This is a genomic window from Alitabrizicola rongguiensis (genome assembly GCF_021491355.1).
In the GTDB taxonomy this organism is placed as follows: domain Bacteria; phylum Pseudomonadota; class Alphaproteobacteria; order Rhodobacterales; family Rhodobacteraceae; genus Aliitabrizicola; species Aliitabrizicola rongguiensis.
Map to the genome: position 1 here is coordinate 603,608 of NZ_JAKENF010000003.1, position 18,532 is coordinate 622,139.

At 63.5% G+C, this 18,532-nt stretch carries 19 protein-coding genes; 4 read left to right on the forward strand and 15 right to left on the reverse strand.

Going from position 1 to position 18,532, the window contains the following annotated elements:
• Positions 1–70 precede the first annotated feature (70 nt).
• Together ctrA and sciP are read right to left on the reverse strand one after the other, a co-directional pair.
• The gene (gene ctrA / locus L0V05_RS14380) at positions 71–781 is read right to left on the reverse strand and encodes a response regulator transcription factor CtrA (RefSeq protein ID WP_234871613.1); all 711 of its coding nucleotides are present in this window, start codon (positions 779–781) and stop codon (positions 71–73) included.
• Between the two features lie 93 nt (positions 782–874).
• Entirely contained in the window at positions 875–1,153 is a 279-nt protein-coding gene (sciP, locus tag L0V05_RS14385) for a CtrA inhibitor SciP (protein WP_234871615.1), read from the reverse strand.
• 152 nt (positions 1,154–1,305) lie between these two features.
• On the opposite strand from sciP, the gene mnmA reads away from it, so the two are divergent.
• Positions 1,306–2,445: a tRNA 2-thiouridine(34) synthase MnmA gene (gene mnmA / locus L0V05_RS14390; RefSeq protein WP_234871617.1), complete on the forward strand. Its 1,140-nt coding sequence runs from the start codon at positions 1,306–1,308 to the stop codon at positions 2,443–2,445.
• 51 nt (positions 2,446–2,496) lie between these two features.
• Here the strand turns inward: mnmA and lpxB are convergent, their stop codons facing one another.
• The 13 genes from lpxB to pyrH form a co-directional block, all read right to left on the reverse strand.
• The gene (gene lpxB, locus L0V05_RS14395) at positions 2,497–3,639 is read right to left on the reverse strand and encodes a lipid-A-disaccharide synthase (protein WP_234871619.1); all 1,143 of its coding nucleotides are present in this window, start codon (positions 3,637–3,639) and stop codon (positions 2,497–2,499) included.
• The gene (locus L0V05_RS14400) at positions 3,636–4,457 is read right to left on the reverse strand and encodes an LpxI family protein (RefSeq protein ID WP_234871621.1); all 822 of its coding nucleotides are present in this window, start codon (positions 4,455–4,457) and stop codon (positions 3,636–3,638) included. Before L0V05_RS14400 ends, lpxB begins: the two co-directional genes overlap by 4 nt.
• Positions 4,454–5,260 carry an acyl-ACP--UDP-N-acetylglucosamine O-acyltransferase gene (gene lpxA / locus L0V05_RS14405; protein WP_234871623.1) on the reverse strand — a complete coding sequence of 269 codons (807 nt, stop codon included), beginning with the start codon at positions 5,258–5,260 and terminating at the stop codon, positions 4,454–4,456. Before lpxA ends, L0V05_RS14400 begins: the two co-directional genes overlap by 4 nt.
• Before the next feature lie 4 nt (positions 5,261–5,264).
• Positions 5,265–5,738 carry a 3-hydroxyacyl-ACP dehydratase FabZ gene (fabZ, locus tag L0V05_RS14410; RefSeq protein ID WP_234871625.1) on the reverse strand — a complete coding sequence of 158 codons (474 nt, stop codon included), beginning with the start codon at positions 5,736–5,738 and terminating at the stop codon, positions 5,265–5,267.
• A 92-nt stretch (positions 5,739–5,830) separates the two neighbouring features.
• Entirely contained in the window at positions 5,831–6,532 is a 702-nt protein-coding gene (locus L0V05_RS14415; protein ID WP_234871626.1) for an OmpH/Skp family outer membrane protein, read from the reverse strand.
• Positions 6,532–8,880 (reverse strand): outer membrane protein assembly factor BamA, encoded by a 2,349-nt coding sequence (gene bamA / locus L0V05_RS14420; protein WP_234871628.1) that lies wholly within the window; start codon positions 8,878–8,880, stop codon positions 6,532–6,534. The genes L0V05_RS14415 and bamA overlap by 1 nt, the downstream gene beginning before the upstream one ends.
• A 122-nt stretch (positions 8,881–9,002) precedes the next feature.
• On the reverse strand, positions 9,003–9,140 hold the full coding sequence (locus tag L0V05_RS14425) for a hypothetical protein (RefSeq protein ID WP_234871630.1): 138 nt from the start codon (positions 9,138–9,140) through the stop codon (positions 9,003–9,005).
• Between the two features lie 88 nt (positions 9,141–9,228).
• Positions 9,229–10,566, reverse strand: coding sequence for an RIP metalloprotease RseP (rseP, locus tag L0V05_RS14430; protein WP_234871632.1), 1,338 nt, complete (start codon positions 10,564–10,566; stop codon positions 9,229–9,231).
• A gap of 4 nt (positions 10,567–10,570) precedes the next feature.
• On the reverse strand, positions 10,571–11,737 hold the full coding sequence (gene dxr, locus L0V05_RS14435) for a 1-deoxy-D-xylulose-5-phosphate reductoisomerase (RefSeq protein ID WP_234871633.1): 1,167 nt from the start codon (positions 11,735–11,737) through the stop codon (positions 10,571–10,573).
• On the reverse strand, positions 11,737–12,528 hold the full coding sequence (locus L0V05_RS14440; RefSeq protein ID WP_234871635.1) for a phosphatidate cytidylyltransferase: 792 nt from the start codon (positions 12,526–12,528) through the stop codon (positions 11,737–11,739). The genes dxr and L0V05_RS14440 overlap by 1 nt, the downstream gene beginning before the upstream one ends.
• 10 nt (positions 12,529–12,538) lie before the next feature.
• The gene (uppS, locus tag L0V05_RS14445; RefSeq protein ID WP_234872203.1) at positions 12,539–13,213 is read right to left on the reverse strand and encodes a polyprenyl diphosphate synthase; all 675 of its coding nucleotides are present in this window, start codon (positions 13,211–13,213) and stop codon (positions 12,539–12,541) included.
• A gap of 101 nt (positions 13,214–13,314) precedes the next feature.
• Positions 13,315–13,881: a ribosome recycling factor gene (frr, locus tag L0V05_RS14450; protein ID WP_234871636.1), complete on the reverse strand. Its 567-nt coding sequence runs from the start codon at positions 13,879–13,881 to the stop codon at positions 13,315–13,317.
• A 73-nt stretch (positions 13,882–13,954) separates the two neighbouring features.
• Positions 13,955–14,689, reverse strand: a complete 735-nt coding sequence (gene pyrH, locus L0V05_RS14455; RefSeq protein WP_234871638.1) for a UMP kinase — start codon at positions 14,687–14,689, stop codon at positions 13,955–13,957.
• A gap of 98 nt (positions 14,690–14,787) precedes the next feature.
• Here pyrH and miaA point away from each other — a divergent pair, with 98 nt between their 5' ends.
• From miaA to L0V05_RS14470, 3 genes are all read left to right on the forward strand, one after another.
• Entirely contained in the window at positions 14,788–15,693 is a 906-nt protein-coding gene (gene miaA, locus L0V05_RS14460) for a tRNA (adenosine(37)-N6)-dimethylallyltransferase MiaA (protein ID WP_234872204.1), read from the forward strand.
• Positions 15,694–15,810: 117 nt separating this feature from the next.
• Positions 15,811–16,608 carry an AraC family transcriptional regulator gene (locus L0V05_RS14465; protein WP_234871640.1) on the forward strand — a complete coding sequence of 266 codons (798 nt, stop codon included), beginning with the start codon at positions 15,811–15,813 and terminating at the stop codon, positions 16,606–16,608.
• A 246-nt stretch (positions 16,609–16,854) separates the two neighbouring features.
• On the forward strand, positions 16,855–18,507 hold the full coding sequence (locus L0V05_RS14470; protein ID WP_234871641.1) for an ABC transporter substrate-binding protein: 1,653 nt from the start codon (positions 16,855–16,857) through the stop codon (positions 18,505–18,507).
• The last annotated feature ends 25 nt before the right edge of the window (positions 18,508–18,532 follow it).

Below are 18,532 nucleotides of genomic sequence, written 5' to 3' on the forward strand. Positions count from 1 at the left end.
GGGGAGGTCCGGATGCAATCCGGACTGGGGGGCGTATGGCCTACCTGCTCTCTTTCCCACCGGAGAGAGGTCAGGCGCCAGCCGCCATGCGCCGTTGTGCCTGCTGCATCGGGTCGCGCAACACATAGCCACGGCCCCAGACCGTCTCGATCAGGTTGGTCCCACCCGTCGCCTCAGCCAGCTTCTTGCGCAACTTGCAGATGAATACGTCGATGATCTTCAGTTCCGGCTCGTCCATCCCGCCATAAAGGTGGTTGAGGAACATTTCCTTGGTCAGGGTCGTTCCCTTGCGAAGCGACAGGAGTTCCAGCATCTGGTACTCCTTGCCGGTCAGGTGCACCGACTTGCCGTCGACATCGACGGTCTTGGCATCGAGATTGACATTGATCGGTCCGGTACGGATCACCGATTGGGAATGCCCCTTCGACCGGCGGATGATCGCGTGGATGCGCGCAACCAGCTCGTCTCGGTGGAAGGGCTTGGTCAGATAGTCGTCTGCACCGAAACCGAAGCCCCTGATCTTGCTGTCAGTATCGTCGGACCCGGAAAGGATCAGGATCGGCGTGTCGATTCGGGCCAGCCGCAACTGACGCAGGACTTCATGACCGGTCATGTCCGGGAGGTTGAGGTCAAGCAGTATCAGATCGTAATCGTAGAGCTTTGCCAGATCGATGCCTTCCTCACCCAGATCGGTGCAATAGACATTCAGATTGGCATGCGTCAGCATCATCTCGATGCTGCGCGAGGTGGTCGGATCGTCCTCGACCAGAAGTATCCGCATTCCATTCACTCCGGCTGCAACTCTTGTCTTAATCAACCCTGCGGTGCATTGGTTAATTGGACGTTACCTTTAAAGTGAATGCGGTCAAACAATTTAAGGTTGTCTATACTTCTGGATGGCAGTCACTCTCAGCGCCTTGTCACCGTGCTGCATCACCGCTGCCGTCCAGAGAGAAAGTTCTTCTTCCGAAAGGCCATAGCGCTCCAGCGCCTCGGGCTGGCTGAGCAGCCCGTAGGCCACCGCCCTGACGACCAGCGCCTTGCGACTCGCGACCCATCTTTGCGTATCCGGCGGTGGCAGATCGGCCCGGCTCAGCACGGTTCCGTCCGGCAGGGTGACCTGCCTCGGCCCGTCCACTTTCTTCAGATACATTCCATCACCCCAATTGTCCCATCCCCATGGATTGCGTCAGCGTCGCAGAACAGGCTTAACCGCCGCTGAAGTCTGGGGGTTGAGAGTAGCTAGGATTTTCCTATATTCCTGCCGACTTCGCGGACCTGTTCCGCCCTTCCCGGACAAAGACCATGCCGCTCGATCAGCCCCTGAATTCTTTGGGCTTGCCCAAACCGCCTTCGGCAACCCGTGTCGTTGTCGCCATGTCTGGTGGCGTCGACAGCTCGGTCGTGGCGGCGCAGCTGGCCGAGGAAGGCTACGACGTTGTCGGCGTCACGCTGCAGCTTTACGACCACGGCGCGGCGCTGGCCAAGAAAGGTGCCTGCTGCGCAGGGCGCGACATCCATGACGCCCGGCGCGTGGCCGAGGCGATGGGGTTTCCCCATTACGTCCTCGACTACGAGAACACCTTCCGCGAGGCGGTGATCGACGAGTTCGCCGATGCCTATCTGGCGGGGGCGACGCCGGTGCCCTGTATCCGCTGCAATGAACGGGTGAAGTTCAAGGACTTGCTGCAAACCGCGAAGGAGCTTGACGCCGACTGCATGGCGACCGGCCATTACATCCAGCGCAAGATCGGTGCGGCCGGGCCGGAACTGCACATGGCGGCGGATCCGGTGCGCGACCAGAGCTATTTCCTCTTCTCTACCACTCCCGAACAGCTCTCCTTCCTGCGCTTTCCGCTTGGGCATCTTGCGTCCAAGGCCGAGACGCGCGCGCTGGCGGCGCGCTACGGCCTGCCGGTGGCCGACAAGCCCGACAGCCAGGACATCTGCTTTGTCCCGAACGGCAACTATGCGGCGGTGATCGAGAAGCTGCGCCCCGGGGCAGCCGAGCCGGGCGAGATCGTCGATCTGGCCGGCAATGTGCTCGGGACGCATCGCGGCGTGATCCACTACACCGTCGGTCAGCGCCGGGGCCTTGGAATCGGCGGCACGGGCGATCCGCTTTATGTGCTGAAGCTCGACCCCGAAACCCGGAGGGTGATCGTCGGGCCGAAGGAGGCTCTGGCGACGCGGGTGATACCGGTGCGCGAGATCAACTGGCTGGGCGATGCGCCCTTCGACAGCCGCCCGGAATGGCACCTGTCGGTGAAGGTCCGCTCGACCCGCGCACCGCGCCCGGCGATCCTGCGGCCGCTCTCGGCGACCGAGGCGGAGGTGGAGCTTCTGTCGCCCGAGGATGGAGTCTCGGCCGGGCAGGCTTGCGTGTTCTATGCCCCTGAGGGCAGCCGCATTTTCGGCGGCGGCTGGATCTGGCGCGGGCGCTGATCGAATTTTCTGCGAAAATTCAAGAGGCGAGAAATTTCGTAGAAATTTCGTCTAGGCCAGATGCGCAGCAACCGACCGCGCCGCCCTGACGCCCGGCGCCTCGCCGCCCCGGCCCAGACGATCCATCGTCAGGTCCATCGCCGCGATCTGCGAGGCCCGTGCGTCCTTGTCCCGGAACAGCCTCTCGACTTCCGGCGCGACCAGATCGGCACGGAACCTGTCCGTCACGAATTCGGGGATGGCGCGGGTCTCGGAGACCAGATTCACCAGCGTATAGGTGTCGATCAGCGACAATCGCATGGCGATCGCGTTGGTGAGCCGGTTCATCGTATAGGCGATGACCATCGGCACCCCGTTGGCCGCGAGTTCCAGCGATACCGTGCCAGAGGCGGCGAGTGCCACGTCGGCGGCGGCAAAGGCCGCGCGGCGTGCGGCGGTTTCCTCGACGATCAGTGGCGTCACGGGCCATCCCGCCGACATGTCCTGCACCGCCTCAGCAACGTTAGGTACGGTCGGCAGCACCACCTTCAGCCCGGGCAGAGCCGGGGCGATGCGGCCAAGCACTTCGCCGATCAGCGGGCAGAGACGCTCCACCTCGCCTCTGCGCGACCCCGGCAGGGCCAGAAGGAGTGGCGCGCCGACGGCTCCGATCTCTTCGCGGAAGGCAACGACCTTTTCGGGGCTGGCCAGAGGTTCAGTCACGACCGGGTGGCCGACGAAATCGCAGGTCATGCCAGCGGCGGTCATATAGGGAGGTTCGAAGGGCAGAAGCGCCAGGACGTGGTCTATGACCTTCGCCATCTTCGCGGCCCGCCCCGGTCGCCAGGCCCAGACCGAGGGCGCGACATAGTGGATCGTGCGCAGGTCGGGGCGGCGGGCCCGCACCAGCCTTGCCACCCGCAGGCAGAAATCCGGGCTGTCGATCGTCACCAGCGCATCGGGCGCGGCGGCGATCACATCCTCGGCGGTCTCGCGGATGCGACGCTTGAGGTGGAAATACTTCGGCAGGATCTCGGCCAGGCCCATGACCGAAAGCTCCTGCATCGGAAACAGGCTTTGCATCCCCTGCGCCTGCATGGCAGGGCCGGCGATGCCATGGAATTTGCATCCCGGCGCAATCTGGTTCATCCCGGCCATCAGCGCCGCCCCCAGCCGGTCGCCCGAAGGCTCTCCGGCGATGAGGTAGAGCTTCATGGCTCTCGGGCCCAGAGGAAGAGACCCGCCGCCTCCGCCGCTGCGACGGTTGCCTGACGGTCAAGCAGCAGCGCGCCGCCCGCGAGCCACGCGATGCCGGCAAGGCCCGCGCCGGCGGCTTTCGCCACAGTGTCAGGGCCGATCGCGGGCAGGTCGATGCGCCGGTCCTGGCCGGGCTTCGGGGACTTGTAGAGCACGCCCCTGGCGCCGGCGGGGGAAAGCCTCAGCCCAGGGCGTGTAACGGCCACGAAATCGAGCATTGCATCGGTGCCAGGCAGCGCCTCGATCGCAAGGCACAGGCCCTGGGCCACGACCGCCCCCTGCCCCACATCCATCGGGCCGAGCGTCTCGACGATAGCAGCCGCACGCGCCGCGTCCTTTTCATCGGCCGCCGAAACCGTGCCTGCCAATATGCCAGCGCCCGGCACCAGATCGGGAGCCACCTGATCCACACCGACGACTGTCAGCCCTCGATCCTCGAACAGCCCGATCACCGCACGCAACAGCGCGTCATCGCCGCCCTGGATTGCGGGCAGCAGCGCCGGAACCAGTTGCGCCGTCGCGGCATCGAACAGCGCCGGGTCAAGCCTCGGTCGTTGGACCGCCCCGGCGAACACGACCGTCTCAATGCCTTTGTCGCTCAGATGGTCCAGGAATGGCACCAGACGTTCGACCCGGAACGTGATGTCGGGCGCGAGCCCCTCCGGCGGAAAACCGTCCATGGCGCAGACGAGCGGATCATCGAGCGCGGCTGCCACCAGAGCAGGGAGGACCCCTCGGCCCGAGACAATCGCGACCTTGCCGCCCGGCCCGGTCATTTCGGCGTCAGGAAGTTGCGGTCGGACTGGCCGAGGATGAATTGGGCGATCTCCTTGACCTGATCCACGTCCGAGGTTTCGGCCAGCCGCCGCGCCCGGTCAAGGAAGGTGCCCTCGCCCTTGGACAGTTCCTCGTAGGCAGCCCTGAGCGCGTGGATCGCCGGGCGATCGACGCCGCGCCGCTTCAGACCGACGAGGTTCAGCCCTTCAAGTTCGCCGCGCGAGGCGTGCACAAGACCGTAGGGAATGACGTCATGGGTGACCATGGTGATCCCGCCGATGATCGCGCCGCGCCCCACGCGCACATATTGGTGCACACCCGACAGGCCGCTGACAATTACGTCATCCTCAAGCACCACATGCCCGGCCAGCGCCACGTCATTGCCGAGGATCACCCGATCGCCGACCTGGCTGTCATGGCCGACATGGACGCCGGTCATCAGCAGGCAGTCGTCACCCACCCGTGTCCAGCCACCGCCGCCGTCGGTGCCAAGGTTCAGCGTCACGCCTTCGCGGATGCGGCAGCGCTTGCCGACCTTCAGATGGCTCTTCTCGCCCTTGAACTTCAGGTCCTGCGGGATTTCGCCGATGGTGGCGAAGGGAAATATCACCGTCTCGTCGCCGATCTCGGACCAGCCGGTCAGCACGACATGGCTTTTCACCTCGACGCGCTCCCCCAGGACGACGTTGGGACCGATCAGCGAGAAAGGCCCGACCGTCGAGCCCGCACCGATCACGGCGCCCGGCTCGACGATGGCCGATGGGTGAATCACGGCCGATGGGTGGATTTTCGATGCCGTCATTGGATCAAGCCTTCGGCAGGTCGATCATCGCGGTGAAGCTCGCCTCGGCGGCCATCTCGCCATCGACCATGCCCTTGCCGTCGAAGCGCCAGACCTTGCCACCGGGCCGAGTGACCGTCACATGGAGTTCCAGCACGTCGCCGGGAACCACCTTGCGGCGGAACTTGCAGTTGTCGACGCCCATGAAATAGACGAGCGGCTCCTTGTCGACGAGGTCCATCGTCAGGCCGACCAGCACCGCCGAGCTTTGCGCCAGCGCTTCGATGATCATCACGCCGGGAAAGATCGGCGTCTGCGGGAAGTGCCCCTGGAACTGCGGCTCGTTGAAGGTGATGTTCTTGATCCCGACGCAGCTTTCCCGCAGCACGATATCCTTCACCTTGTCGACCAGCAGGAACGGATAGCGATGGGGGATGATCCGCTGGATCATCGCCATGTCCGCAACCTTAACGTCCTGCCACCGATAGGGTTCTGTCATTGCTGTCTCCCATGGTCCGCACGGACCTGCTCGTTTGCCGCCTGACTAGCAACTTGGACCGGAACGGGCAAGAACCCGAGCCGCCTGCGGGATCACGGCGCGTTGCCGCCTGCCCCGGTGTCATCCTTGGTCGCATCCGCGCCGGCCGGAGGGGTTTCGGGTGCAGGCGCTGTTGCCGGCTCCGTCGGCTGATCCTGCGGCGGCGGGGCGGTTGCATCCGGGGGGGTGGTCTGGGTTTCGCTGGCCAGCTGGGCGTCGATCCGGGCAATCGCGATCTCGGTGATATCGATGCGCTCGAAGGACAGCAGCACCGCCTTGCGATCGAGGATGGCCGAGGCACCCCGCTCGCGCATGATGTCGGCCAGGATCGGCACGGCGGCGTTGAAGAATTTTTTCTGCGCAAGATCGCGTTGCAGGCCGATGTCGCGTTCCTTGGCATCGCGGGCGGCCCGGATCTGCTTCACCTTGGTGTCAAACTCGTCGGCGAGCTTGCGGAACTCTTCCGGCTTGAGGGTCGACCGCTTCCCGGTCAGCTCCTGTTCTTCTGCTTCGAGGTCGGATTCTATTTTGCGGTTCTCGGTCTGAAGCGCGCGCAGCTCGGTCTCGATCTCGGCCAGGATCTTCTGGCCGAATCTCGACCCGGAATAGAGCCGATCCTGATCGACCGTCAGGATTTCGATCGGCCCTTCCGCCAGAACGCCCGTCGCAAGCTCCTGCGCTGTTGCTACGCTGCCGCCGAGGAGGGCGCCGCCCAGAAGGGCGGCAGCTAGCAGGCGGTCAGACCAGCGCGACATCAGAACGTCGTGGAAACGGACAGGTCGAAGTTCATCGGAATGTCGTAGTCCTCGCGGATGAACGCATTCATGAAGTTCAGGCGCAGCGGACCGATCGGCGTGGTCAGGAAGATCGAGGCGCCGATCGTTGCCCGCAGGTGGAAACTGTCATCCACAGGGCCACCGGAGCCGTTGATGTCGTTCAGGCCCCAGACCGAGCCGGTATCCAGGAACAGGCCGCCACGGATGCCATATTCGGCGGGAAGGCCGATCGGGAACTCCGCTTCGATCCGGGCAACGGCCAGCATGTTGCCGCCGAGCGCGTCCTGGTTCGGCGCCGTCAGGTCGCGCGGGCCGAGACCGTAATTCTCGAAGCCGCGAATGCGCGACGTGCCAAAGTAGCGGCCGGGCGCGATGCTGGTGTCGTCATCCAGCATGCTGATGATGCCACCCTCGACCGAGGCCCGCAGCGTGACCTGTTCGTTGAAGACCTTCCGCTCGACGCCAGCATAGGCGTTGGTCGTGATTGAGGTCACGTTGCCGCCAAGCCCGGCAAAGTCCTGGCCGAAGCGCAGAACGATACCGCCAAGCGGATCGCGGCCAGTGTCACGCGTGTCATAGGTGTAGAGGTAGCCAGGCGCACTGGCATTTTGCCAGCCCAGGGCCTCTTCCGTCTGCAAGATCAGCGACGAGTCTGAATTGACGTTGCGAAGTTCCTGTTTGGTATAGGCATAATGCACGTCGAATTTGCTGTATTCGCCTGTCGGGAAGACCAGGCCGAACTTCAGCGCACCCGTTGTCGTGTCATAGGCGACGTTGCTGCCGACATTGGTCTCGATATACGAGACAGATGTACGGAACGTCATGTCCTGGCCAAGGAACGCCGGCTCCGCGAACGAGCCGATGACCCGCGTTTCATCTGAGGTTGTGCCGACAGTGATACCGACCGACTGGCCTCGTCCCAGGAAGTTAGTTTCCTGAAGACCGATGCTGATGCCGATGCCATCCGACACCGAATAGGTGCCGCCGAGGGTCAGCGAGCCGGTCGGCTTTTCTTCGACGTTCACGTCGACGATCACCTGGTCGGCGCTCGAGCCTGGCTTGGTGTCAACGTTGGAACTGCTGAAGAAGTCGAGCGCCTTGATGCGTTCGGCCGCCTGCCGGATCTCACGCGGGTTGAAGGGGTCGCCTTCTGCCGTCCGGAACTGCCGACGGATGACCTGATCCATCGTCGTCGTGTTCCCCTCGATGTCGATGCGTTCGACAAACAGCTTGGGCCCGCGCGAAATGGTAAAGGTGATGTCCAGAAGACCTTCGCGTTCGTGGCGGGTGACGACGGGTTCGACACGGATAAAGTTCAGCCCCTGCTGCAGGGCGACGTTCTCCATGCGCTGGATGTTGTAGTCAATGATCACCGGGTTGTAGACCACGCCGGAGCGCAGACGGTTGACCTGCGCGAACTGGTCCGCGCTGAGGCCTTCAACCTTGCTGACGGTATCGACATTGCCGATGCGGAACTGCTGGCCTTCGCGGACGGTAAAGGTGACGAAGAAGCCATCACGCTCGTTCGTCATTTCGACGTTGGCGTCCAGAACTTCGAAGTCGGCGTAGCCGCGCGAGGCGTAGAAATCGCGCAGTGCCTGCTTGTCGAACTCGATCCGCTCGGGTGCGTAGGTGTCCTTGGTGATGATGCTTCTGAGGATCCCTGCCTGGCGCGTCTCAAGCACCTGGCGAAGCCGGCGGTCCGAGAAGGCACGGTTGCCCACGAAGGCGATGCGCTCAACCTCGGTCACCTTGCCTTCCTGAACCTCGAAAACCAGGTCGACGCGGTTGCCGTCGCGCTTGATGATCTTTGGCGTGACGGTCGCCGCCATCCGGCCCTGGGAGCTGTAGACGTCAATCAGAGCCTGCGCATCCGCCTCGGCCCTGGAGGGCGAATAGATCTGGCGAGACTGCGACTGGACGATTTCCTGCAGTTTGTCATCTTCCAGACGCCGGTTGCCCTCGAAGCTGACCACGTTGATCAGCGGGTTTTCCTTGACCGTCACAACCAGGGTGCTGCCCTGCGGATCGAGGCTCACCGTCTCAAAGAGACCTGAGTCCTGGACGCGCTGCAGGGCGTCGTTCAGCTGGCCTTCGGTGACCGCCTGACCGGCACTGATTCCTGCGTAGCGGATCACGGTCGAGGCATCGATATGCTCGTTCCCGACCACGCGCACGCTGGAGAAGCTGTAGTCCTGCGCGCGCGCAAGGCCGGAAAACGCCAGCAACCAAAGCAGGATGAAGGTTGCAACGAATGTAATGAACGAGAACTGCGGGGATGTGCTCTCGATTGCCGCCTGCGTCGCGGCGGCTCTGTTCTGCTTCATGCCACCCACCTTGGAACCTGCCTGTTCAGACCTGACTAGCCCGATTGCGGAGCCTTGTCAAAAGCCTGTGCATCGGCCCTGCAGCGGATACAAGATATCCACAAGCGGCCGGGTTCCAGTGGTCAATGATGGGTGAAGGCGGTGCCCAGAAAAGCGCCGGCAAGCAGTCCGACAAGGATGGTTCCGAGGAAGAAAATCCGGTCCCAGTTCAACCCGACAAGCAGCGTAAGCCCGCGGTAGCCTTTCATGACAGTCTGCATGGTCCTAACCCCTTCTCACCGAGGCTAAGGGTCCCAAACGAATATGGCGGCATTAGGGCTTAATCGCGGCCCTTCTGCCCCATCGGACTCAGGGACAGGTCAGGTCGTTGGTCAGAGCAAAGGCCATGAGGCCCGCCAGAAGTGCCAGGCCAACACCCATCATGACCCTGAGCGCCCGATCAGCCGGCGGCTTGCCGGTCAGCGCTTCCCAGACATGGAAGACGAGGTGTCCGCCATCGAGAACGGGAATCGGGAACAGGTTCAGCAGGCCGACGGCTGTCGACAGCATGGCGACGAAACCGATGAAGCTGGCGATCCCCAGGCTTGCCGCAGCGCCCGAGGTTTCGGCGATTGTCAGCGGGCCGCTGATGTTGCAGCTGCTGATCGCACCCGAAACGATATGGGCCATGCCTGACAGGCTTGTGGTCACGACCGACCAGGTCTGCTGCACGGCCAGATTCAGCGCCTCGATCGGGCCTGGACGGCGCGTTTCGGGATCGAAGGCCAGACCGCCAGTCAGCCCGATCAGCCAGCGGGTCTCGAATCCCCCATCGGCCTTCGGGATGTCACGCCGGATCGGGGTCAGCGTGGCGTCAAAACTCTCGCCGTTGCGCCAGACAGCCAGCGTGAGCGGATTGCCTCCTGACGCACCGACAATGTCGCGCAACTGGGTAAAGGCATAGACCGGCTTGCCGTCAACCGACTGGATCACGTCGCCGGGCAGAAACCCTGCCTCCATCGCCGCAGATTTCGGCTGCACGCCGTCGACCACCGGGGGCAGAGGGAAAGGCCCCTGTACCGTGATCTGCTTGCCGTCGCGTTCGACCCTGTAGGGGACGCTCGCCGCGGGGGCCAGATTATCAGCGGCCTGCCCGATCGCGCTAAAGTCGTCAGCCGGAATATCCCCGATCGCCAGGATACGGTCTCCTGGCTTCAGCCCATCCTCGATTCCCGGCAGTGGCCTGACAGAGCCGACGGTGGGTACTTCGGTTGCCACGCCTTGAACCAGGAAGAACCCGGCAAAGACCGCGATCGACAGGATGAAATTGAAGACTGGTCCCGCGGCGACCGTCGCCGCTCGCGCCCAGAGCGGCGCGCCATGCAGACTGTGGCGCCGTTCGCTTTCGGTCAGGAACTCCAGTTCCGGCGAGGCACGGTCGGACACCGCACTCGCATCGCCAAGAAACTTCACATAGCCGCCAAAGGGCAAGGCCGCGATCTGCCACCGCGTTCCGCGCCGGTCAACGCGTGAGGCGATGACCGGACCGAAGCCGAGCGAAAACACCTCTGCATGGATGCCGCACCAACGGCCCACGATGTAGTGGCCGTATTCATGAACGGCGACGATGATCGACAGGGCGACGACGAAGGCAACGATTGTCCAGGCTAGGCCGCCAAGCGACATGAGGGACGAAAGAAAATCCAAGAACCTACCTCGATCTTAGCCGCGCAACCTCTTCGGCCTTCTGACGGGCCAAATGATCAGCGTTCAGAATATCCTCAAGGTCGAGAGCGGCATCTTTGCGGCATAAATCGCCCGAAACCCGGACCATTGTTTCCTCTACTACCGCCGCCATATCAAGAAAACCGATCTGTCGTCCGATGAAATGATCGAGAGCGACTTCCTTCGCGGCGTTGAACACGGCCCCTGACAGCCCGCGTGCCGCCATCACCTCGCGCGCCAGTCGCAGCGCGGGAAAGCGGGTTTCATCCGGCGCCTGGAAGCTCAGATTTGCCAGACGCGCCAGGTCGAGCCGCTCGACCGGAACATGGGCGCGGCCTGGCCAGTTGAGGGCATATCCGATGGCGTGGCGCATGTCGGCTGGTCCAAGATGGGCGATGATCCCGCCATCGGAAAAGCCGACCATGGCATGAATGATCGACTGCGGATGGACGATGACCTCGATCCGCTCGGAGGGAAAACCGAAAAACTCCCTCGCTTCAATAAGTTCCAGCGCCTTGTTGAACATCGAGGCCGAATCGATCGAAATCCGCTGCCCCATCGACCAGTTCGGATGGGCGACCGCTTGCTGCGGCGTGGCGCCTGCCAGCCTTTCCAGCGGCCAATCACGGAACGGCCCGCCCGAGGCGGTGATGATCACCCGTTCGACCGCAGCGCGATCTTCGCCGGTGAGGGTCTGAAACACGGCGGAATGCTCGCTATCCACGGGCAGGATCGTTGCGCCATGACGCTGTGCCTCGGACATCAGGAGTTCGCCGGCGGTGACGAGGCTTTCCTTGTTCGCAAGAGCCAGCGTGCCGCCGTGGCGCAAGGCGCGCAGCCCCGGTACCAGCCCCGCGGCTCCGACGATCGCGGACATGACCCAGTCTGCCGGGCGATCTGCGGCCTCGACAACGGCGTCAGGGCCGGCCGCCGCCTCGATTCCGCTGCCGGCCAGGGCCTGCTTCAGCGCATCGTAGCAGTCGGGGTAGCAGGTCACTGCCACCTGAGCACCAAATCTGCGTGCATCCGCCGCCAGAAGATCGACCTGCCGCCCTCCACTGAGCGCGATGATTTCGATTTCGCCGGGGTTCAGCAGATCCAGCGTGTTCTGCCCGATCGAGCCTGTGGCGCCAAACACCGAGATCCGCCGCATCAGAGCCGAACCTCTGGTACGACAACAACAAGCGCCACGAGCAACATCAGCAGGGCCGCGCCGAGCAGGCCGTCGAAGCGGTCGAGCAGCCCGCCATGGCCGGGGATCAGGTTGGAGCTGTCTTTGACCCCGGCATGGCGCTTGATCGCGCTTTCGGTGATGTCTCCCATTTGCGAGGCAAAGGCGATTCCCGCCGAGATCCAGGGCAAATCGGGACCGGCGGTGGTAAAGTTGCGAAAGATCAACCCAACGAGCGCCGCCGCAACCCAGCCGGCAATCGTGCCTGACCAGGTCTTCTTCGGGCTGACGCGCGGCCAGAACTTCGGCCCGCCGATCAGCCGGCCGGCGAAATAGCCCGACACGTCGGTGGCGATGACCACCAGAACCAGCCAAACCAGCCAGACAACGCCATATTCCGCCCGGAAGATCGGCAGCCCCCAGGCCGCGATCAGGATGGCAAGACCGTAGCCGGCAAAGATCGCCTTGTCCTTCGGCACCACGATCAGACCCGCCAGCACCGGAACGAGCAGGACGAACAGCCCCGGCCAGCCGGTAATCTGCAAGGCGACGAGCACGGAAAGGCCGCCCAGTACTCCGAGCCCACGCGCCGCGGCATCCCGCCCGGGCGCCAGCATTGCCGCCAGTTCCCAGATCATCAGGCCTGCGCCGATCGAGGCAAGCCCGATGAACCACCAGCCGCCCAGCCATATGCAAAGCGCGCCGACAACCAGCATCGCCACGGCCGAGGCGATGCGCGGTGCAAGATCGGACCATTTTCCGGAACCGCTCACTGAGTCAGCCTCACGCCGGTGCCGCCCCGTAGCGGCGCTCGCGGCCGCCGAAGCGCTCGACGATCGACGTCAGTTCCTCGGCGGTGAAATCGGGCCAGAGGGTTGGGGTGAATTCATACTCGGCATAGGCCGATTGCCAGAGGAGGTAATTCGAGATGCGCGTCTCGCCGCTGGTGCGGATCACCAGATCCGGGTCGGGCAACTCGTGTGTGTCGAGCCGCTCTTCGATCGTCTCCTCGCTGATCGCCTCCGGGTCGAGACGACCGGCAGCGACATCGGACGCAATCCTGCGCGCAGTGCGAAGGATCTCGTTTCGACCGCCGTAATTGATTGCGACCGTCAGGTTCAGCCGCGACAGACCCTTCGTGCGCTCCTCGATCCCTGCCATCAGCTTCTGCAGTTTGGGGTCAAGGCGGCTGCGGTCGCCGATGAAGCGCAGGCGCACGCCTTCGGCTGCCAGTCGGTCCGCCTCACGCTCGATGTAGCGGGCAAAGATCGACATCAGGCCCAGCACTTCCTCGGTCGAGCGCTTCCAGTTCTCGGTCGAGAAGGCATAGATCGTCAGCCATCCGATGCCGAGGCCCGGCGCAGATCCGACAATCTCCTTGACCCGTTCGGCGCCTCGGCGATGACCGACCAGTCGGGGCCAGCCTCGGGACGTCGCCCACCGGCCATTGCCATCCATGATGATGGCGACATGCAACGGCGGCCGTCCCGGTTGGCGCACGTCATGCTGTTCGGCTATGGCCACGTCCCTGCCCCTTTCCGGGTCGACGATCCTGCGGGTCAGACCTGCATGATCTCCGCCTGTTTCGCCTCCAGCGCCTTGTCGACCGCGGCGATGGTCTTGTCGGTCATCTCCTGAACCTCGTCCGACCACATCTTCTGGTCATCCTCGGACATGCCGGCGGACTTGGCCTTCTTGATCTGGTCCATGCCGTCGCGCCGGACGTTGCGGATCGCAACGCGGGCCTGCTCGGCATATTGCGAGGCGACCTTGGTCAGTTCGCGCCGCCGCTCCTCGTTCAGTTCCGGGATCGGCAGGCGGATGAGCGGGCCATCGACCACCGGGTTGATGCCGATGCCGCTGTCGCGGATCGCGCGCTCGACCTTAGACACCATAGCCTTGTCCCAGACGTTGATGACGACCATGCGCGGCTCGGGCACGTTGACTGTGCCAAGCTGGTTGATCGGGGTCATCTGACCATAGGCCTCGACATGGATGGGCTCTACGATCGCGGCCGAGGCACGGCCGGTGCGGAGCGAGGCGAATTCCGTGCGCAGCGCGGTCAACGCGCCGTCCATGCGGCGCTGGATGGCGTCAAGATCGATCTCTATATCGTCCTGGCTCATGGGTCTTCCCTTCGTCTTTTCGGCAGCGCCTATTCACCGCTCTATAGCGCAGGCGCTAATGTCGCGTATAGCGTCAGCCATGCACCCGCGTATAGGTGCCCTGACCCGCCAGGATTCCGCGGAAGCCGCCGGGCTCGTCGAGCGAGAACACGATGATCGGCAGGTTGTTGTCGCGGGCGAGTGCGATGGCGGAGGCATCCATAACGCCCAGATGCTTCTGCAGGACCTCGTCATAGGTCACGCTGGAATAGCGCTTGGCATCGGCGTGCTTCTTGGGGTCCTTGTCATAGACCCCGTCGACCTTGGTTCCCTTGAAGATCGCCTCGCAAGCCATTTCATTCGCTCGCAAAGTCGCTGCGGTGTCCGTGGTGAAATAGGGGTTGCCGGTGCCGGCGGCGAAAATGCAGACCCGCTTCTTTTCGAGGTGGCGCACCGCGCGGCGGCGGATGTAGGGCTCGCAGACCTGGTCCATCGGGATGGCGCTGATGACCCGGGTAAAGACGCCGATTGCCTCGAGTGCCGCCTGCATTGCGAGCGCGTTCATCACCGTTGCCAGCATGCCCATGTAATCGGCCGTGGTCCGCTCCATCCCCTGCGCCGAGCCCTGGAGCCCGCGGAAGATGTTGCCGCCGCCGATGACCATGCAGATCTCGACGCCAAGATCGTGGACGGATTTGACTTCTTGGGCGATGCGGTTGACCGTCGGCGGGTGCAGACCGTAGCCCTGATCGCCCATCAGGGCTTCGCCGGAGATCTTGAGAAGGACGCGCTTGTACAGAACCTTGCCCTTTTCCGCCGCGCCATCCATTCCCGCCTGCCCCCAAACTTGGTTTTGATCTTTGACTGGGGCGCAAAATGTCGGAAAACGCCCCAATGTTCAACGGGGAAGCGGAAGAGAAAGGCGCGATGGCCGAGACCGACCTTGCCTTCGGCTTGTCAGCGTTGCTCGACGCGCTTCCCGATGACCGTCCTGTGCTGATCGCAGGCCCCACGGCAAGCGGCAAGTCGGCACTCGCCGCCGAGATCGTCGAACGGCGGGGCGGTGTGGTGGTGAATGCCGATGCGCTGCAGGTCTATGGCTGCTGGCGAATCCTGACCGCTCGTCCCTCTGAGGCAGAGGAAACTGCCCTGCCCCACAGGCTTTATGGACATGTCGGCCGTGACCAGACCTACTCCGTCGGCCACTGGCTGCGGGACATGGTAGGGGTGATCGCCGAGGGTCGGCGTCCGGTCATCGTTGGGGGAACCGGGCTTTACTTTGCTGCGCTGACCGAAGGACTTGCCGAGATTCCGGCGGTTCCGCCCGAGATCCGGGCCGAGGCCGATGCCCGGATGGCAGAGCGGGGCGTTGCGGCGATGGCGGGCGAACTCGATGCCGATACGGCTGCCCGTATAGATCTGCGCAACCCGGCCCGGGTCCAGCGTGCCTGGGAGGTTCTGAGGGCGACCGGCCGTGGGCTGGCCGACTGGCAGGCCGGAACCGGTCGGCCGCTACTGCCGCTGTCCGAGGTGACGGCGCTGGTCCTAAGGCCCGACACAGCATGGCTCAATGCGCGGATCGACAGGCGATTCGACATGATGATCGAGGTCGGTGCTCTGGATGAGGTGCGGGCGGAAGAGCCGGCCTTCGATCCGATGCGCCCCTCGGCCCGCGCCATCGGCGCGCCGGAACTGGTCGCCCATCTGCGTGGCGAGATGACGCTGGACGAGGCAATCGCCGCCGGGAAGCTCGCAAGCAGGCAATATGCCAAGCGCCAGCGGACGTGGTTCCGCAGCCGGATGGGCGGATGGCAGGCCGTGGCATTGCCGTAAATCGCGGCAGGTCACGTGCAGCGATGCCACAACCGGGCATTGTTCTCGCTTTTGACTATGGTGTGGCGCAGCGCTGCAGCTAGAGTGCATTCGATCGCAACCGGACAAACGCATCGGATGAAAGACCTCTCCGCCCTTTCGCAACTGAGGCTCGCGGCCATTCCGCGGCTTGCGGCTGGCGGACGCTGGCGGGTCGAGGCGATGCGGTCGATCTCGGAGCCTCTGCTTCTGTGGTTCACCAAGGGCCAGGGCCGGATCACCGTAGCGGGCGTGACGCGCGGCTATACGCCCCACAATGCGATCTTCATCCCGCCCGGAGTCATGCACGGATTCGAAGTCGGACCTCAGGTCTTTGGCACGGCGGTGTTTTTCGGGCGCGACAGCAATGTGACCCTGCCCGATCATCCGTTGCACCTGCGTATCCGCGAAAACCAGGCCCAGGTCGAAATCAACCTGATTCTCGATTCGATCCAGCGTGAGCTGGAGGCGACCTCGCCGGCCCATGACCGTGCCGCACGCCACTATCTCGGGCTGCTTGGCGTATGGATCGAACGGCAAGCAGCCCGTCAGTCAGCCGAAGGGCAGCGCCCGGACGCGGCGCGCAAGCTGGTTACGAAATACACCTCGCTGCTTGAGCGGGATTTTCGCAGCGGACATGGCGTCGCGCATTATGCAGAAATGCTCGGCGTGACCCCGACGCATCTGACGCGCTGCTGCAAGCAGGCTTCAGGCCGGCCGGCCTCGGCGCTTCTGCATGACAGGGTGCTGTTCGAGGCTAGAAAGCTTCTTTCGGAAACGACAATTCCCGTCGGCAAGATCGCAGAAAGCTTGGGATTCACGTCGCCCGCCTATTTCACCCGGGCCTTCCAGCACCATACCGGCAAGACGCCGTCGGCCTTTCGTCGCGCGCCTTAACGGCGTCCTGCGCCCAACATTCGTCCCGCTGCAAATCCCGCCGCTCTGCCTTAAGCTCAGCTGCAAGGCGCGTCATCGGGACATTCCGACGTCAGATGTCGCAAATAGACCATGATGAGGCGAATCGCGCCGTTGACGCAGGGGCGATTTCTGTGCGGAATGTCGTTAGCGATCGGGTCTGGTCCGGCCCCAAATGCGGCATCCATAAGCTGCTCAACGAGACCAAAGAAGCACAGGGAGATATGCATGACTGATACCAAATCGAAAGCCGCTGCGATGCATCCGGCAGCCCGGATGTACGCTGACGAAGTCTCGCAGGGCAAACTGTCCCGCCGCGAATTCCTGACGCGGACCACAGCGCTTGGCGTTTCGGCCGTTGCCGCCTACGGGCTGATCGGTCTCGAGGCACCTGCGGCCCGCGCACAGGAAACCCCGGTTGCCGGTGGCACTCTGCGGATGGACCAGGAAACAAAGGCGTTGAAGGACCCTCGCCTGGCCGACTGGTCGCAAATCTCCAACTTCACGCGCGGCTGGCTCGAATACCTCGTCGAGTATGAGTCCGACGGCACGTTCCGCGGCATGCTGCTGGACAGCTGGTCGACCAACGATGACGCGACAGAATACACCCTGAACGTCCGCAAGGGCGTGAAGTGGTCGAACGGCGACGATTTCACCGCCGATGACGTGGTCTTTAACCTCGACCGCTGGACGGATGGCAATGTCGAGGGCAACTCGATGGCCGGCCGCATGTCGGCGCTGCAAGATGCCGCGACCAAGAAGACGCGTGAGGGTGCGGTCACCAAGGTGGATGACCACACCGTCAAGCTCACGCTTCTTGCGCCCGACATCACCCTCATTGCAGGTATGGCCGACTATCCGGCGGCTATCGTCCATCGCTCCTACGATGGTGGCGATCCGTCGGTTAACCCTGTTGGCACTGGCCCTTACATGCCCGAGGTCAACGAAGTTGGCGTGAAGCAGTTCCTCGTGAAGTCGGACAAACCCTGGTGGGGAACCGAAGTCTATGGGGGGCCGTATCTCGACCGGATCGAGTATTACGATCTCGGTACCGACCCGGCGGCAATTCTTGCTGCCGCGGGCTCTGACGAGATCGACGCGACTTGGCAGACGGTCGGCGACTATGTCGACCTGTTCGACGGTATCGGCTGGAAACTCTCGGAAGCGGTAACCGCTGCGACGATCGCCGTTCGCTTCAACCAGCTCGCGGAAGAGTACAAAGACAAGCGAGTTCGCCGCGGTCTCCAGATGTGCGTGGACAACGCCGTCGTGCTGGAACTCGGCTATGCCGGGCGCGGCATGAAGGCCGAAAACCACCACGTTGCCCCGATCCATCCGGAATATTACGAACTGCCGCCGCTGGTGGTCGATCCGGCTGCGGGCAAGGCGATGGTTGCCGAAGCGGGGATGGCCGATCACGAGTTCGAACTGATCTCGATCGACGACGGCTGGCAGACCGGCACCTGCGATGCGGTTGCTGCGCAGATCCGCGACGCCGGAATCAAGATCAAGCGGACGATCCTGCCGGGCTCGACCTTCTGGAACGACTGGACGAAATATCCCTTCTCGGCAACGGAATGGAACATGCGTCCGCTCGGCGTGCAGATCCTGGCGCTGGCCTATCGGTCGGGCGAGGCCTGGAACGAATCGGCGTTTTCCAACAAGGAGTTCGACGAGAACCTCGCCAAGGCCATGGCGATCGCCGACGCTGACCAGCGCCGCGAGGTCATGAAGACGCTCGAGACGATCATGCAGGAAGAGGGCGTCATGGTTCAGCCCTACTGGCGGTCGATCTATCGTCACCACAAGGAAAACGTCCACAACATCGACATGCACCCGACGTTCGAGCATCACCACTACAAGTGGTGGATGAGCGCCTGATCCGGCTCTGACCTGCGCTGGCGGC

Bases quoted from the DNA above. Each gene is read 5' to 3' on its own strand.
- ctrA (WP_234871613.1), bottom strand. From the start codon at position 781: ATGCGGATACTTCTGGTCGAGGACGATCCGACCACCTCGCGCAGCATC.
- lpxB (WP_234871619.1), bottom strand. From the start codon at position 3,639: ATGAAGCTCTACCTCATCGCCGGAGAGCCTTCGGGCGACCGGCTGGGG.
- lpxA (WP_234871623.1), bottom strand. From the start codon at position 5,260: ATGACGGCATCGAAAATCCACCCATCGGCCGTGATTCACCCATCGGCC.
- L0V05_RS14400 (WP_234871621.1), bottom strand. From the start codon at position 4,457: ATGACCGGGCCGGGCGGCAAGGTCGCGATTGTCTCGGGCCGAGGGGTC.
- L0V05_RS14425 (WP_234871630.1), bottom strand. From the start codon at position 9,140: ATGCAGACTGTCATGAAAGGCTACCGCGGGCTTACGCTGCTTGTCGGG.
- L0V05_RS14415 (WP_234871626.1), bottom strand. From the start codon at position 6,532: ATGTCGCGCTGGTCTGACCGCCTGCTAGCTGCCGCCCTTCTGGGCGGC.
- bamA (WP_234871628.1), bottom strand. From the start codon at position 8,880: ATGAAGCAGAACAGAGCCGCCGCGACGCAGGCGGCAATCGAGAGCACA.
- mnmA (WP_234871617.1), top strand. From the start codon at position 1,306: ATGCCGCTCGATCAGCCCCTGAATTCTTTGGGCTTGCCCAAACCGCCT.
- fabZ (WP_234871625.1), bottom strand. From the start codon at position 5,738: ATGACAGAACCCTATCGGTGGCAGGACGTTAAGGTTGCGGACATGGCG.
- sciP (WP_234871615.1), bottom strand. From the start codon at position 1,153: ATGTATCTGAAGAAAGTGGACGGGCCGAGGCAGGTCACCCTGCCGGAC.
- pyrH (WP_234871638.1), bottom strand. From the start codon at position 14,689: ATGGATGGCGCGGCGGAAAAGGGCAAGGTTCTGTACAAGCGCGTCCTT.
- miaA (WP_234872204.1), top strand. From the start codon at position 14,788: ATGGCCGAGACCGACCTTGCCTTCGGCTTGTCAGCGTTGCTCGACGCG.
- L0V05_RS14465 (WP_234871640.1), top strand. From the start codon at position 15,811: ATGAAAGACCTCTCCGCCCTTTCGCAACTGAGGCTCGCGGCCATTCCG.
- uppS (WP_234872203.1), bottom strand. From the start codon at position 13,213: ATGGATGGCAATGGCCGGTGGGCGACGTCCCGAGGCTGGCCCCGACTG.
- frr (WP_234871636.1), bottom strand. From the start codon at position 13,881: ATGAGCCAGGACGATATAGAGATCGATCTTGACGCCATCCAGCGCCGC.
- dxr (WP_234871633.1), bottom strand. From the start codon at position 11,737: ATGCGGCGGATCTCGGTGTTTGGCGCCACAGGCTCGATCGGGCAGAAC.
- L0V05_RS14470 (WP_234871641.1), top strand. From the start codon at position 16,855: ATGACTGATACCAAATCGAAAGCCGCTGCGATGCATCCGGCAGCCCGG.